Source organism: Endozoicomonas sp. ALC020 (assembly GCF_049275935.1).
Classification (GTDB): Bacteria; Pseudomonadota; Gammaproteobacteria; order Pseudomonadales; family Endozoicomonadaceae; genus Endozoicomonas_A.
Map to the genome: position 1 here is coordinate 3,564,462 of NZ_CP184830.1, position 15,461 is coordinate 3,579,922.

General features: G+C 49.8%; 8 protein-coding genes. All 8 read left to right on the forward strand.

Annotated features, from left to right (window positions below):
* Positions 1 to 26: 26 nt before the first annotated feature.
* Positions 27 to 2,498, forward strand: a complete 2,472-nt coding sequence (locus ACOJUO_RS13170; RefSeq protein ID WP_422137170.1) for a hypothetical protein — start codon at positions 27 to 29, stop codon at positions 2,496 to 2,498.
* Positions 2,499 to 2,654: 156 nt separating this feature from the next.
* Complete coding sequence (locus tag ACOJUO_RS13175; protein ID WP_422137171.1) at positions 2,655 to 4,967, forward strand: hypothetical protein; 2,313 nt, start codon at positions 2,655 to 2,657, stop codon at positions 4,965 to 4,967.
* 593 nt (positions 4,968 to 5,560) lie between these two features.
* Positions 5,561 to 7,468 (forward strand): hypothetical protein, encoded by a 1,908-nt coding sequence (locus tag ACOJUO_RS13180; protein ID WP_422137172.1) that lies wholly within the window; start codon positions 5,561 to 5,563, stop codon positions 7,466 to 7,468.
* Between the two features lie 317 nt (positions 7,469 to 7,785).
* Positions 7,786 to 10,548, forward strand: a complete 2,763-nt coding sequence (locus ACOJUO_RS13185) for a hypothetical protein (RefSeq protein ID WP_422137173.1) — start codon at positions 7,786 to 7,788, stop codon at positions 10,546 to 10,548.
* A 409-nt stretch (positions 10,549 to 10,957) separates the two neighbouring features.
* Positions 10,958 to 12,529: a response regulator gene (locus ACOJUO_RS13190; protein ID WP_422137174.1), complete on the forward strand. Its 1,572-nt coding sequence runs from the start codon at positions 10,958 to 10,960 to the stop codon at positions 12,527 to 12,529.
* A gap of 690 nt (positions 12,530 to 13,219) precedes the next feature.
* Positions 13,220 to 14,482, forward strand: a complete 1,263-nt coding sequence (locus ACOJUO_RS13195) for a glutamate-5-semialdehyde dehydrogenase (RefSeq protein ID WP_422132479.1) — start codon at positions 13,220 to 13,222, stop codon at positions 14,480 to 14,482.
* A 150-nt stretch (positions 14,483 to 14,632) separates the two neighbouring features.
* Positions 14,633 to 14,983 carry a ribosome silencing factor gene (gene rsfS / locus ACOJUO_RS13200; protein ID WP_422137175.1) on the forward strand — a complete coding sequence of 117 codons (351 nt, stop codon included), beginning with the start codon at positions 14,633 to 14,635 and terminating at the stop codon, positions 14,981 to 14,983.
* Complete coding sequence (rlmH, locus tag ACOJUO_RS13205; protein ID WP_422137176.1) at positions 14,983 to 15,450, forward strand: 23S rRNA (pseudouridine(1915)-N(3))-methyltransferase RlmH; 468 nt, start codon at positions 14,983 to 14,985, stop codon at positions 15,448 to 15,450. The genes rsfS and rlmH overlap by 1 nt, the downstream gene beginning before the upstream one ends.
* The last annotated feature ends 11 nt before the right edge of the window (positions 15,451 to 15,461 follow it).

A 15,461-nucleotide genomic window follows, 5' to 3' on the forward strand; every position in this document is an offset into this window, starting at 1 on the left:
TATCTGTCATCTGTCAGGCCGGATCATTGACAAGACTTTTTATTGTCGAGCTTGAATGGGGTGCTGACTCCCCAAAACAAAACTTTTCTATAACACGTGACTGGCGTACGTTTTCGGCCACCCCATCAGATATTGCCCACATAACCGACAATGCAGAACCAGATTTGCCACCTGATAAAAAACGACATAGTTCATCTGGTTATGGAATAGAAAAGACCATCATTGAGTCGATTTCGTGGCAATGGCTTTACGCTTCGAATCTGCTGATTGCTTACGAACTGTTTGTTACCACAAAAGTGACCCCCATGAGTGGCGAGCCTTATTTATGGCTGCCTTCGGAAGTGCCCTTCGCTGTTGGCTGGCTTTTAAAAAACTATTGGAAGCCCGATACACAGCTGTTTAGCCCAATTGAACAACAGGCGACATCTATGTTGACACGGGGGGATCACCGGTTTGCAACCATCACCGCAGTGTTTGGCTCCACAGAGAACTCACCAGGATACCAGTCGTCAGAATCATCCAGTCAGCCAGCCCCAAAAGCCACACTGTCGCTTATGAACTCTTTTATTAGCCCCCTGAATAATGACTATAACGGGGGAAACGGAGGCCATCAGCAACAGCTGCACACTTTGGGTTTAAATTGTTTCGTCCATCCCTGTCATGGCTTTTGTCGATTGTACACCGTATCCGGTAGCAGTGAGCCTGCTGAATGGCCCCGGAATACCCTGGAAAGCGCATGCGTTCACGTGGCTATTGGATACTGTTCAAGTTGCATGAGGCATTTTGATCCAGCATATGCTGGGGAGTCCCGTCAAAACCCTCTTTTCAAAACATTGAATGATCTTTCTGACATTCAGCTCCCATTCGATTCTGATCCACTATTTGATGGTCACCTTACAGGCTTAATCCAGAATACCATTGACGCTACCGGGTCACTCAATGATGATGTGCCAATGGTCGGGCACTTGTCTTCTATTGCTGATGATTTTGCGGTCATTAATAGGTCGCTCGATCAACAGCGTCTTCTGAAAGAAGACGAGGTTGCCTTTACGCTTAACCCTTTAGAGACACAACAAACCACCTCCAAGTCGTCCCAATTGGATCGCCAACCTCATCTTTCCCGAACAGGTGCAGTACAAGCCAAAGCCGACACTAGTCAAAAAACCTGTGAGTTGACCGTGGTCGGACAGGACGGCCTGCAACGGCCGTGTGGCATGGTCTACAAGAATGCCAGATACCTGGCGAATCACAAAAGCAAATGCCACACCGGGCAAAAAGTCTGTGAGCTGACCCTGGTTGGGGAGGACGGCCAGCAGCGGCCATGCAGGAAGGTCTTTAAGAGTGCCGGAGCCCTGTCGAATCACAAAAGCAAATACCACCGCGGTCAAAAAAACTGTTACCTGGAAGTGGTCGGGGAGGACGGCCAGCAGCGGCCATGCGGGAAGATCTTCAAGAACGCAGGAGCCTTATCGAATCACAAAAAAAGTGGAGAACACTCAGGGCAACGAATCTGTGAAGTGATCCTGGTCGGGGAGGATGGCCAGCAGCGGCCATGCGGGAAGCCCGCCAAGAGTTTTAGAGCTCTGTCGGATCACAAAAATAAATACCACAGAGGGCAACGAACCTGCGAAGTGATCGTGTTCGGAGAGGATGGTCAGCAGCGGCCGTGCGGTGAGCTCTTCGAGAATGCCAGAACCCTGATAGATCACAAAAGAGAAGAACACTCCGTGCTACAAACCTGTGAGGTGATGGTGGCCGGGGAGGATGGTCAGCTGCAGCCATGCGGGAAACTCTGCAAGAATTCTATAGTCCTGGCAAACCACAGAAGAGGAAAACACTCCGGGCAACAAACTTGTAAAGTGATCGTGTTCGGGGAGGATGGTCAACAGCGGCCATGCGGGAAGCTCTACAAGAATGCTAAAGCCCTGTCGGATCACAAAAGTAAATACCACAGAGGGCAACAAACCTGTGAAGTGATCATGTTTGCTGAGGATGGTCAGCAGCGACCATGCGGGAAGGTCTTCAAGAGCGCTGGAGCCCTGTCGGATCACAAAAGAAAATACCACAGCGGGCAACAAAGCTGCAAAGTGATGGTATTCGGGGAGGATGGCCAGCAGCGATCATGCGGGAAGGTCTATAAGAGTGCTCTAGCCTTGTCAGAGCACAAAAGCAAATACCACAGCGGGCAACGAAGCTGTAAAGTGATCGTGGTCGGTGCGGATGGTCAGCAGCAGCCATGCGGGAAACTCTGCAAGAATGCCAGAGTCATGTGGCATCACAAAAGAAAGGCCCACAAAGAGAAACAAAACCGTAACCTGACCTTAATCGAGGATGGCCAGCAACGGTCGTCCGGGTCCGCCTGCAAAAAACCTCAAACCCTGTCGTATCACAAAAGAAGAGATCGAAAACGCCAGCCTGCTTTGGGCGAGGACGCTGAACTCAGTCCTCCGGGAGGTAAAGTGAGTAAGCGTGATTATCAGGGGAAGCTGACGGATTGATACCTGAACGCCCCTGGAGCTTATCGGGCTTAAGCGTCCTCTGTGGTCGCCTGGATGGGGTTGCCTGGATGCACTATTCCCAGTCAGACTCCCGGGGGGCACAGGAGTATGATTTTTTGAGCGTTTCAGCAGAAAACAGGTTTATTTTCTTGATCTATGCTTGCTCTCTGTAAACAGGAATACAGAGATAGAATTATTAAGCCCTCACTCTTTGCAGCACTGCTGTCACTGCTACTGTCGTTGTCTGTTATCTGTCAGGCCGGTTCGTTGACAAGACGCTTTATTGTCGAGTTTGAACGAGATGCAGGCTCTCCAAAACAAAACTTTTCTATAAAACCCGACTGGCATACGTTGTCGGCCAACCCATCAGATATTGCCCACACAAACGACTATGCAGAAGCAGATTTGCCACCCGATAAAAAACGACATAGTTCATCTGGTTATGGAACAGAAAAGACCATCATTGAGTCGATTTCCTGGCAATGGCTTTATGCTTCGAATCTGCTGATTGCTTACGAACTGTTCGTTACCACAAAAGTGGCTCCCATGAACACCGACCCTTATTTATGGCTGCCTTTGGAAGCGCTTGTCGCGGTTGCCTGGCTTTTAAAAAACTATTGGAGGCCTGATATGCGGCTGTCTGGCCCGATCGAACAACAGGCAACATCTATGATGACACGGGTGGATCACCGCTTTGCAACCATCACCGCAGTGTTTGGCTCCACAGAGAACTCACCAGGATACCAGTCGTCAGAATCATCCAGTCAGCCAGCCTCAAAAGCCACCCTGTCGCTTATGAGCTCTTTTATTAGCCCCCTGAATAATGACTATAACGGGGGAAACGGAGGCCATCAGCAACAGCTGCACACTTTGGGTTTAAATTGTTTCGTCTATCCCTGTCATGGCTTTTGTCAATTGTACACCGTATCCGGTAGCAGTGAGCCTGCTGAATGGCCCCGTAATACCCTGGAAAGCGCATGCGTTCACGTCGCTATTGGATACTGTTCAAGTTGCATGAGGCATTTTGATAAAGCATATGCTGGGGATTCCAGTCAAAACCCTCTTTTCAAAACATTGAATGATCTTTCTGACATTCAGCTCCCATTCGATTCTGATCCACTATTTGATGGTCAACTTACAGGCTTAATCCAGAATACCATTGACGCTACCGGGTCACTCAATGGTGATGTGCCAATGGTCGGGCACTTGTCTTCTATTGCTGATGATTTTGCGGTCATTAATAAGTCACTCGATCTACAGCGTTTTCTCAAAGAAGACGAGGTTGCCTTTACGCTTAGCCCTTCAGAAACACAACAAACCACCTCTAAGTCGTCCCTATTGAATCAGAAACCATTTCATCTTTTCCGGACAGGTACAGCAGAAGCTAAAGCCGACAGCGGTCAAGAAACCTGTGAGGTGGTCGTGGTCGGTAAGGACGGCCAACAGCGGCCATGCCGGAGGGGCTTTAAGAGTGCCAGAGCTCTGTCGGATCACAAACGCAAATACCACACCAGTCAAAGAATCTGTAGCCTGACCGTGGTCGGGGAGGACGGCCAGCAGCGGCCATGCGGGAAGGTCTTGAAGAGTACTGGAGCCCTGGCAAATCACAAAAGCTCATACCACACCGGGCAAAAAGTCTGTGACCTGACCGAAGTCGGGGAGGGCGGCCAGCAGCGGCCATGCGGAAAGCTTTGCAAGAATGCTAAAGCCCTGACGGATCACAAAAGTAAATACCACACTGGGCAACGAACCTGTGAAGAGATCGTTTTCGGGGAGGGCAGTCAGCAGCGGCCATGCGGAAAGCTTTGCAAGAATGCTAAAGCCCTGATAGATCACAAAAGTAAATACCACAGAGGGCAACAAACCTGTGAAGTGATTGTGTTCGGGAAGGATGGTCGGCAGGGGCCATGCGGGAAAATCTGCAAGAATGCTATAATCCTGGCAAATCACAAAAGAAGAGAACACTCCGGGCAACGAACCTGTACAGTGATCGTGGGTGGGGAGGGTGGTCAGCAGCGGCCATGCGGAAGGGTCTTCAAGAGCGCTGCTGCCCTGTCGGATCACAAAAGCAAATACCACAGCGGGCAACAAGCCTGCAAAGTGATGGTGGTCGGGGAGGATGGTCAGCAACGGCCATGCGGGAAGCTCTGCAAGAATGCTAAAGCCCTGGTGACTCATAGAAGAGGCCAACACACCGGGCAACAAACCTGTGAAGTGATCTTGTTTGCGAAGGGTGGCCAGCAGCGACCATGCGGTAAGGTCCTTAAGAGTATTAACGCCCTCTCGGACCACAAAAGTAAATACCACAGCGGGCAACAAACCTGTAAAGTGATCGTGTTCGGGGTGGATGGTCAGAGGCGGCCATGCGGGAAGCTCTGCAAGAATGCTAAGGCCCTGATATATCACAAAAAAACATACCACAGCCGACAACGAACCAGCAATGTGATCGTAGTCGGGGCGGATGGTTAGCAGCAGCCATGGGGGAGAGACTGCAAGAATGCTAAAGCTCTGTTGAATCACAAAAGAAACGACCAGAGCGAGCAACAAAACCCTAAAGTAACTGTTGGCCAGCAACGACCATACGCGACGGTCTGCTACTATCCACGATGTCTGTCGGATTACAAAAGGAGAGGTCGAAAACGCAAGTCTGCTGATCTGGACTAGGACGATGATCTCAGTCCTTCTGTAGATAAAGTGAATAAGTGTGATTACCAGAGGAAGCTGACGGACTGATACCTGTCAGCGCCCCGGGAGCTTATCAGCTTTAAGCGTCACCTATGCGGGGTCGGCCTGGACGGGGTCGCCTGGACGGGGTCGCCTAGACGGGGTCGCCTAGACGGGGTCGCCTAGACGGGGTCGCCTAGACGCGCTATTCCGAGTAAGATTTCCAATGGGCACAGGAGTATGATGTCTGAGCGTTTATGCAGAAACCAGGTTTATTTTCCTGATCTATTCTTCCTCTCTGTAAACCGTAATGCAGAGATAGAATTATTAAACACTTACTCTTTGCGGCATTGCTGTTACTGCTACTGTCGTTGTCTGTCATCTGTCCGGCAGGATCGTTGACAAGACGTTTTATTGTCGAGCTTGAACAGGATGGAGGTTCACCAAAACAAAACTTTTCTATAAAACCTGGCGGGCATACGTTGTTGGGCAACCCATCAGATATTGCCCACATAAACGACTATGAACAACCAGATTTGCTACCTGATAAAAAACGACATAGATCACCTGATTATGGAATAGAAAAGACCATCATCGAGTCAATTTCGTGGCAGTGGCTTTACGCTTCGAATCTGCTGATTGCTTACGAACTGTTCGTGACCACAAAAGTGGGACCCAAGATCGCAACTCCTTATTTATGGCTTCCTTTAGAAGTACTTGTCGCTGTTGCCTGGTTTTTAAAAAACTATTGCAAGCCCGATACACGGCTGTTTAGCAAGATTGAACAACAAGTGACATCTATAATGACAGTGGGGGATCATCCGTTTGTAACCATCACTGCAGTGTTTGGCTCCGGAGAGAGCTCACCGCAATATCAGTCGTCAGAACCATCCGGCCAGCCAGCCTCAAAAGCCACCCTGCCGTCTATAAGCTCTTTTATTAGACCCCTGAATAATGACTACAGCGGTGGCAACGGAGGCGATCAGCAACACCTGCACACTTTGGGTTTAAATTGTTTCATTCATCCTTGTCATGGATTTTGTCAATTGCTCCCCTTGTCCGAGAGCAGTGAGCCCGCTGAATGGCCCCTGAATACTCTGGCAAGCTCATGCGTTCACCTGGCTACCGGACACTGCTCAAGTTGCATGAGGCATTTTGATCCTGCATATGCTTTGGAGTCCCATCAAAACCCTTTTTTCAATACATTGCATGATCTTTCTGACATTCAGTTCCCGTTCGAGTCTGAGCTACCCTTTGATGGCATTGATGGTCACCTTATAGACTTGATCCAGAATGCCATTGACGCTAACCGGTCACTCAATGATGATGTGCCAATGCCCGGGCATCTGTTTTCTATTGCTGATGATTTTTCGGTCGTTAATGGGTCATTTGATCTACAGCGTCTTCTCAAAGAAGACGAGCCTACCTTTACGCTTAACCCTTCAGAGACAGAGCAAAGCATCTCCAGATCATCCCAATTGGATCGCCAACCTCATCTTTCCCGAACAGGCGCAGTACAAGCTAAAACCGACACTAGTCAAAAAACCTGTGAGTTGACCGTGGTCGGGCAGAACGGCCAGCAACGACCGTGTGGGACAGTCTACAAGAACGCCAGATCCCTGGCGAATCACAAAAGCAAATGCCACACCGGGCAAAAAGTCTGTCAGTTGACCGTGGTCGGGGAGGAAGGCCAGCAGCGGCCATGCGAGAAGGTCTTTAAGAGTGCCAGAGCCCTGTCGAATCACAAAAGCAAATACCACCGCGGTCAAAAAACCTGTTACCTGAGAGTGGTCGGGGAGGACGGCCAGCAGCGGCCATGCGAGAAGGTCTTCAAGAGTCCTGGAGCCTTATCGAATCACAAAAGTAGAGAACACTCCGGGCAACGAACCTGTGGAGTGATCCTGATCGGCGAGGATGGCCAGCAGCGGTCATGCGGGAAGCTCGTCAAGAGTGCTAAAGCCCTGTCGGATCACAAAAGTAAATACCACAGAGGGCAACAAACCTGTACAGTGATCATGTTTGCTGAGGATGGCCAGCAGCGACCATGCGGGAAGGTCTGCAAGAATGCTAAAGCCCTGTCGAATCACAAAAGTAAAAACCACAGAGGGCAACAAACCTGTGAAGTGACTGTGTTAGGGGCGGATAGTCAGCAGCGGCCATGCAGGAAAGTCTGCAAGAACGCTAAAGCCCTGTCGGATCACAAAAGAAGAGATCGAAAACGCAAGCCTGCTGATCTGGACGAGGAACTCAGTCCTCCGGGAAATAAAGTGAATAAGTGTGATTACCAGGAGAAGCTGGCGGACTAATACCTTTCAACGTCCTGGCAGCCGCCTTTTTGGTCAGGTTATCAGCGACCTGACAAGTTGATCAGGTAAGAAAGAGACTTTGAACGTCTCTTCAAGAGGTCATTTGCCTTCCAGATTGGTCGAACGCTGGCTTCACCGCCATCGCTGACAGCAGTCATGGAACGAGTACTCCAACGAGTGGCATTATCAGTTTTACCTTCTGCCGCCAGGAGTATGATTTTTGAGCGTTTTGACAGAAAACAGGCTTGTTTTCTTGATCTATCCTTCCTCTCTGTAAACCGGAATGCAAGGATAGAATTATTAAACACTCACTCTTTGTGGCACTGCTGTTACTGCTGCTGTCGTTGTCTGTCATCTGTCAGGCCGGATCGTTGACAAGACGTTTTATTGTCGAGCTTGAACAGAATGCAGGTTCCCCAAAACAAAACTTTTCTATAAAATCTGACTGGCATACGTTGTCGGGCAACCCATCAGATATTGCCCATATAAACGACTACGGACAATCATATTTGCCGCCTTGTAAAAAGCGAAATAGGTCACCTGGTTGTGGAATAGAAAAAACCATCATTGAGTCGATTTCGTGGCAATGGCTTTACGCTACAAATCTGCTTATTGCTTACGAAATGAGCGTGACCACAAAAGTGGCAACCAGAATCACCACTCCTTATTTATCGCTTCCTTCAGAAGTGCTTGTCGCTGTTGCCTGGTTTTTAAAAAACTATTGGAATCCCGATACACGACTGTTTGGCATGATTGAACAACAGGTGACATCTGTAATGACAGAGGGTGATCACCGGTTTGCAACCATCACTGCAGCGTTTGGCTCCGGAGAGAACTCACCGCAATATCAGTCGTCAGAATCATCCAGCCAGCCAGCCCCAAAAGCCACTCTGCCACTTATGAGCTCTTTTATCAGCCCTCTGAATAATGACTATAACGGCGGAAACGGAGGCGACCAGCAACACCTGCACACCTTGGGTTTAAATTGTTTCGTCCATCCCTGTTATGGCTTTTGTCAATTGCACCCCTTATCTGGTAGCAGTGAGCCTGCTGAATGGCCCCTGAATACCCTGAAAAGCTCATGCCCTCACTTGGCTACCGGACACTGCTCAGGTTGCATGGGGCATTTTGATCCTGCAAAAGCTATGGAGTCCCGTCAAAACCCTCTTTTCAGAACATTCAATGATTTTTCTGACATTCAGTTTCCATTCGATTCTGATCCACAATTTGATGACATTGATGGTCATTTTGCAGACTTAATCCAGAATGCCATTGACGCTACTGAGTCACTCGATGATGATGTGCAAATGCTCGGGTATTTGTCTTCCATTGCCGATGATTTAACGGCCACTAATGGGTCACTTGATCTGCAGCGTCTTCTTGGAGAACACGAACTTGCCTTTACGCTTAATTCTTCAGAAACACAGCAAACCACCTTTAAGTCATCCCAGTTGGATCAAAGTCAAGCTCATCTTTCCCTGACAGGCGCACTACAAGCTAAAGCCGACAGTGGTCAAAAAATCTGTGAGTTGACCGTGGTCCTGAAGGGCGGCGAGCAGCAGCCATGTGGTAAGGTCTTTAAGAATGCCATAAGCCTGTCGAGTCACAAAAGACGATGCCACACCGGGCCAAAAGTCTGTGACTTGACCGTAATGAGGGAGGACGGCCAGCAGGGGCCATGCGGGATGGTCTACAAGAATGCTGGATCCCTGGTGAATCACAAACGCACATTCCACACCGGGCAAAAAACCTGTGATCAGATCGAAGTCGGGGAGGACGGCCAGCAGCGGCGATGCGGAAAGATTTGCAAGAATGCTGGCGCCCTGTCGGATCACAAAAGTAAATACCACAAAGGGCAAAAAACCTGTGAAGTGATCGTATTCGGGGAGGACGGTCAGCAGCGGCCATGCGGGAAGCTCTTCATGAATACTAACTGCCTGGAATATCACAAAAGAGAAGAACACTCCGGGGAACGAACCTGTGATGTGGTTGTGGTTGCGGAGGACGGCCAGCAGCGGTCATGTGGGAGGCTCTTCACAAATACAAAAAAACTGAAGTATCACAAAAGACAAGAACACTCCAGAAAACGAGCCTGTAAAGTGGTCGTGGTCGGGGAGGAGGGTCAGTTGCGGCCATGCAGCAATCACTGCAAGAATGCTGTAGCCGTGTCAAAGCACAAAAGAAGTTACCACAGCGGGCAACAAACCTGTGAAGTGCTCGTGGTCGGGGAGGATGGTCGGCAGCGGCCATGCGGGAAGCTCTGCAACAATGCCAGAGCCTTGGTGAACCATAAAAGAGGAAAACACTCCGGGCAAAAAACTTGTGAGATAATCATGTTTGAGGAGGATGACGGGCAGCGACGATGCGGGAAGGTCTGTAAGAGTGCCGGAGCTCTGTCAGACCATAAAAGAAACTACCACAGCGGGCAAGTCTGTGAGGTGATTGTGTTCGGGGAGGATGGTCAGCTGCGGCCATGCGGGACGTTCTGCAAGAATCACAGGGCCCTTATATATCACAAAAGCAAATGCCACAGCGAGCAGCGAATCTGTGCATTGATCCTGGTCGGAGAGGATGGTCAGCAGCGGCTATGCGGGCAGCTCAGCAAGAATGCTAAAGCTCTGTCGATACACAAAAGCACATGCCACAGCGGCGAAAAAATCTGTGACTCAACCGTGACCGGGGAGGATGGCCGGCAGCAGTCATGCAGGAAGGTCTTTAAGAGTGCGATAGCCCTGACGAGTCACAAAAATAAATGCCACACCGGACAGAAAAGCTGTGACGTGACTGTGGTCTGCGCTGATGGTCAGCAGCAACCATGCGGGAAAGTCTATAAGAATGCTCAAAGCCTGTGGTCTCACAAAAGAAGTGCCCACAAGAAGCAACAAGACCCTAACCCAGGCGTAATCGAGGATGGCCAGCAACGAGCGTCCGTGATAGTCTGCAAAAAACCTCAAGACCTGTCGGATCACAACAGAAGAGATCGAAAACGCAAGCCTGCTGATCTCGACGAGGATGGTGAACTCATTCCTGCAGCAGATAAAGTGAATAAATGTGATTATCAGGAGAAGCTGACGGACTGATACCTATCAAGGCCCCGGGGGCTTATTGAACTTAGGCGTCCTCGCTAGGAGCCTGACCGAGAATAGACTGCCCTACGCGGCAACTGCTCCTGCGTTGCTCTAGCTCCTGCATCCATGCAGTCGTGCGGCGGCAGCAAATTGGTCTGTAAATCCGCTTTTGTTCGTCAAATAGCTTGCTATTCTCCTCACAAAACCGAATTTTCATCCTCAATTTTCTGCCGTCCTCGCTACGGGGTCGCCTAGACGGGCGCTATTCTCTGTCGGTCTCTTGGTTGAGCGCCGTAAAAACGCAAAAAAACACATCGTTAAGTATGTAAAGATCCCATGCCCTGCAGGGCAAATTCTGTCAGAATGGCGCACTTCTTCGACTATGCTTTTTCCAGCTGTGACTAACGAATTGGCGAAAACTATGTACGTGGCAGACACTCCTCCGGAAACGGTTGATGATGTAGAACGCATTCTCCTGGTGGATGACAACCCTACCAACTTGCAGGTGCTGCTGCAGACCCTCAGTGGACGAGGCTACAAGCTTCTTATTGCGAAAAACGGTGAAAGTGCTGTGAGGATTGCTCACAAGGCCAAGCCAGCGCTGGTTTTGCTGGATATCATGATGCCAGGCATGGACGGCTATGAAGTGTGCCGTCAGCTGAAAGAAGATCCGGCTACCAGCAATATTACCGTGATTTTTCTATCAGCCCTTGATGACACCAAGGACAAGGTTCGAGGTTTGGAAACCGGTGCCGTTGACTTTATCTCCAAACCTTTTCAGGCCGAAGAAGTGATTGCCCGGGTAGAAACCCAGCTCAAGATACATCGACTGGAGCAGGCGCTTTCTGCCCGCAATCGACAGCTTGAAGCTGACAAGGCCCGTATTCTGGAAAGCATGAACGAAGGTATCTTTGGGCTGGACAGCAGGGGGCGAATCACCTTTGCCAATGCAGCCGCTTCCATTATGACGGGCTGGCCCATGGACACCCTCATCGGTCGTAGCCTGATTGAACTGATGCTGGATGAAGCCGGAGAGGAAGCACGCAGTCTGCATCTGGCTCCTATTCAGGAGGCATTGAGTAAAGGGGTCAGCATAAGGGTGGACGATGCACTCTTCTGGCATAAAGAGGGCTCATCATTCCCGGTCAGTTATTCATGCACTCCCATTATGGAAGAGGGACAGCCCAGCGGTGCAGTGGTGGTCTTTACTGACATCAGCAGCAAAAAGCGTGGACAGGCAGCGTTGCAGAAGGCTCTGGACGAACTGGAGACCCAGAAGGAAAAACTGACCCATGTTTCCCGTTTGAGTATCATGGGAGAGATGGCCGCAGGTTTTGCCCATGAAGTGAACCAGCCTCTGACCGCAATTTCCAACTACGCTCAGGTAGCCAAGCGCATGATGGTCAGGCTGGAACATAAAGACGACGATGTTTACGATTCGCTTTATGAGGCTATGGACAAAATTAATATTCAGGCCCGTCGTGCCGGTGAGATCATTGCCCGCATTCGCTCATTTGTTAAAAAGCCTGATCACGTTCTGGGTTGTGTCGATCCGATCAAGCTGATTAGCGATACCGTCAAGCTGGCTGAGGTGGATGCTCGAAATAACAGTATGGAAATTCATACTGAGGTGGCTCAGAACCTGCCAGAGGTGAAAGTGGACCCGGTGCAGATTCAGCAGGTGGCTTTGAACCTGATTCGCAATGGTATGGAAGCCATGAGAGATCAGGACACCCGGGACATAGGTGTCTGGGTTAAGGCAGAGCAGATCGATGATCGGTTCGTCAAGGTATCCGTCATTGACCGGGGTTATGGACTGGCTGCTGATGCAGAAGAAAAACTGTTCACGCCTTTCTACACCACCAAGTCAGATGGTATGGGGATCGGTCTGACCGTTTGCCACTCCATTATTCAATCACATGGTGGACGACTGACGTTCAATCGTCACCCTGAGGGCGGCACTATTTTTGAGTTTACAATGCCGATTGCCTGACTCCCCTCGCTCCATCTCTTAAATGGCAACCAAATGATGGGTGAGCAGGAGGAGAATATGAGCCTTCGGTCGGGCAATTATGCGAGAGGACTTCATAATAAATGCAGTTATCATCGAAACATACAAAAATATAACCTCCGATCAAGGGGGAAACATACGATGGTATGCAATAGTGTCGGCCATCGGGATATGACCGGGTCCATAGATATTTACCCGTTTCTTTCTGAATATGTCGAAGGATATAGTGTTTTTCCCTCACTTGATGAAAGACCCTCAGTTCACATAAGACTGTATCTGGTAAAGCAGGCTGTATAAATAGTGCAAATAATATGAGAATAGTTTTGATACTTCATACTCCCTCTGTCTGAAGCCATCAAGATAGCAGACATTTGCACTGCGACAACTCGTTGGGAGAGCTTCACAACTCTGCTTTTCCCACACCTCAGGCTATGGGATCACGTAGCATCCTGATTCCAATCAATTTGCATTCAGGATTAAAGCTGCTTCGATCGCACTTAGCAGCAAAGGCTATGCTATCGGGCGACGCTGGGTAAAATTCAGAAAGTTTGCTGTCCAGGGGTACTTTGCTGTCCAGAGGTACTTTGCTGTCCAGAGGAACTATGCAGGCATAGCAGCATTCCTGTATAACCGTCGGCAGGTTATAATGCCCGGCTGAACAAGGAGCACGCAGTGACTGAACAGGTAACAGAGTACATGCATGAACTGGGCAAAAAGGCCCGGGAAGCCAGTGCACAAGTAGCCAAAGCGGATACTGGCCTGAAAAACAGAGCTCTGCTGGCGATCGCCACTGAGCTGGAAGCAACTCGACCGCTACTGCGTGAAGCTAACGCTGTGGACCTGGAAAACGGGCGGGGGCGAGGGCTGGATGCAGCATTGCTGGATCGCCTGGAACTGACAGATGCCCGCATTGATACCATGATCGAGAACCTGAATCAGGTGGCTTCGTTGCCTGATCCAGTGGGTACGATTGATGACCTCAAATATGTACCCAGTGGTATTCAGGTGGGTAAAATGCGAGTCCCTTTGGGGGTTATAGGCATTATCTATGAGTCTCGACCCAACGTAACCATTGAGGCTGCCAGTCTCTGTCTGAAATCCGGTAATGCTGTGATTCTGCGTGGAGGCAGTGAGTCAATTGCTTCTAACAAGGCGATTGCCCAATGCATTCAGAAGGGCCTGGTATCGGCTGGCTTGCCAGAAGCAGCGGTTCAGGTGGTAGAGACCACTGACCGTGAAGCAGTGGGAACTCTGATCAGTATGCCCGAATATGTAGATGTCATCGTTCCAAGGGGTGGCAAAGGTCTGATCGAACGTATCAGTCGTGATGCCAGGGTGCCTGTTATCAAGCACCTGGATGGCATTTGCCATGTTTATATTGATGATCTGGCAGATCGGGAGAAAGCACTGGCCATTGCTGTGAATGCCAAAACCCACCGCTATGGTGTATGCAATGCCATGGAGACCCTGCTGATAAACAGGGCTGTTGCAGCCGATATACTGTCGGAACTGGCTCAGCGCTTGCGGAAATTGGGGGTTGAGCTCAGAGGCTGTGCAGAGGTTTGTGACGAGGTTCCGGATGCTTTGGCCGCCACCGAAGAAGACTGGCAGACAGAGTATCTGGCACCGGTGCTATCCATTAAGTTGGTCGCTGATATGAATGAAGCTATCGAGCATATTAATCGCTATGGCTCTCATCATACCGATGCGATCATCACCGAGAGTTATACCCGGGGCCGGGACTTCCTGAGAGAAGTAGACTCCAGCTCTGTTATGATCAATGCCTCTACCCGGTTTGCGGACGGCTTTGAGTATGGGCTGGGTGCTGAGATTGGTATTTCAACGGACAAAATTCATGCCCGTGGTCCTGTGGGGCTGGAGGGGCTGACATCCCGGAAATATGTAGTATTAGGCGATGGTCATATCCGGAAATAACGAATTGCCATCACTCAAGGTGGCGGTTAATTATGGTACATAATAATCACTGGTTAGGTACTTAGGTACTTAATCAGCAAACAATTATGACAAAAGCCTGTACAATTCATGGTCAGGCTTTTGGTTTTTTATCGAGTTCTAAAGAGATATATGCAATCTGAACAACTGAAGCAACTGGTCATTGATGCTATTGAAGAAATGAAAGGTAACGACATTACCTCTCTTGATGTTTCCGGGCTGACCAGCGTGACCGATTACATGATTATCGCCAGCGGTACTTCCAACCGTCATGTGAAGTCTGTAGCAGACAATGTAATCGATAAGTGCAAGCAAAATGGTGTTCGTCCACTGGGTACAGAAGGTCAGGAGAAATCCGAATGGGTTTTGGTCGACATGGGTGACGTTGTAGTGCATGTTATGATGCCAGCTACCCGTGCATTCTATGATCTTGAACGCCTCTGGGAGGCCAGCGAGGAGCAGCGGGCTACAGAGCAGTCCTGATGCGTGTTCGTCTGATCTCCGTTGGCTCGAAAATGCCACCCTGGGTTGATGAGGGCTACAGGGAATACAGTCGTCGCCTGGGTTCTGACCTCAAACTGGATCTGATTGAGATTCCGTTGAACCGGCGCGGCAAGGGTGCTGACATCAGTCGCCTGCAGGAAAAAGAAGCTGGACACATGCTGAGTACAGTCGGCCAGGGTGACCTGATAGTGACCATGGAAATCACAGGGAAGCCCTGGTCGACGGATAAACTGGCAGACAATATGGGAGGGTGGATGCATTCTGGCCGTAATGTCAGCCTCATGGTCGGAGGGCCAGAAGGGCTTCATCCCAGTGTGATGGCCCGGGCCGATCTCAGATGGTCGTTATCGCCATTGACGTTACCTCACCCCCTGGTCAGGGTCGTTGTTGCTGAACAGGTCTATCGTGCCTGGAGTATCCTCAAGAATCACCCCTATCATAAATAGACAGTTATACA

Excerpts from the sequence above, each read along its gene's own strand:
- rsfS (WP_422137175.1), top strand. The coding sequence starts at position 14,633 with ATGCAATCTGAACAACTGAAGCAACTGGTCATTGATGCTATTGAAGAA.
- rlmH (WP_422137176.1), top strand. The coding sequence starts at position 14,983 with ATGCGTGTTCGTCTGATCTCCGTTGGCTCGAAAATGCCACCCTGGGTT.
- ACOJUO_RS13175 (WP_422137171.1), top strand. The coding sequence starts at position 2,655 with ATGCTTGCTCTCTGTAAACAGGAATACAGAGATAGAATTATTAAGCCC.
- ACOJUO_RS13190 (WP_422137174.1), top strand. The coding sequence starts at position 10,958 with ATGTACGTGGCAGACACTCCTCCGGAAACGGTTGATGATGTAGAACGC.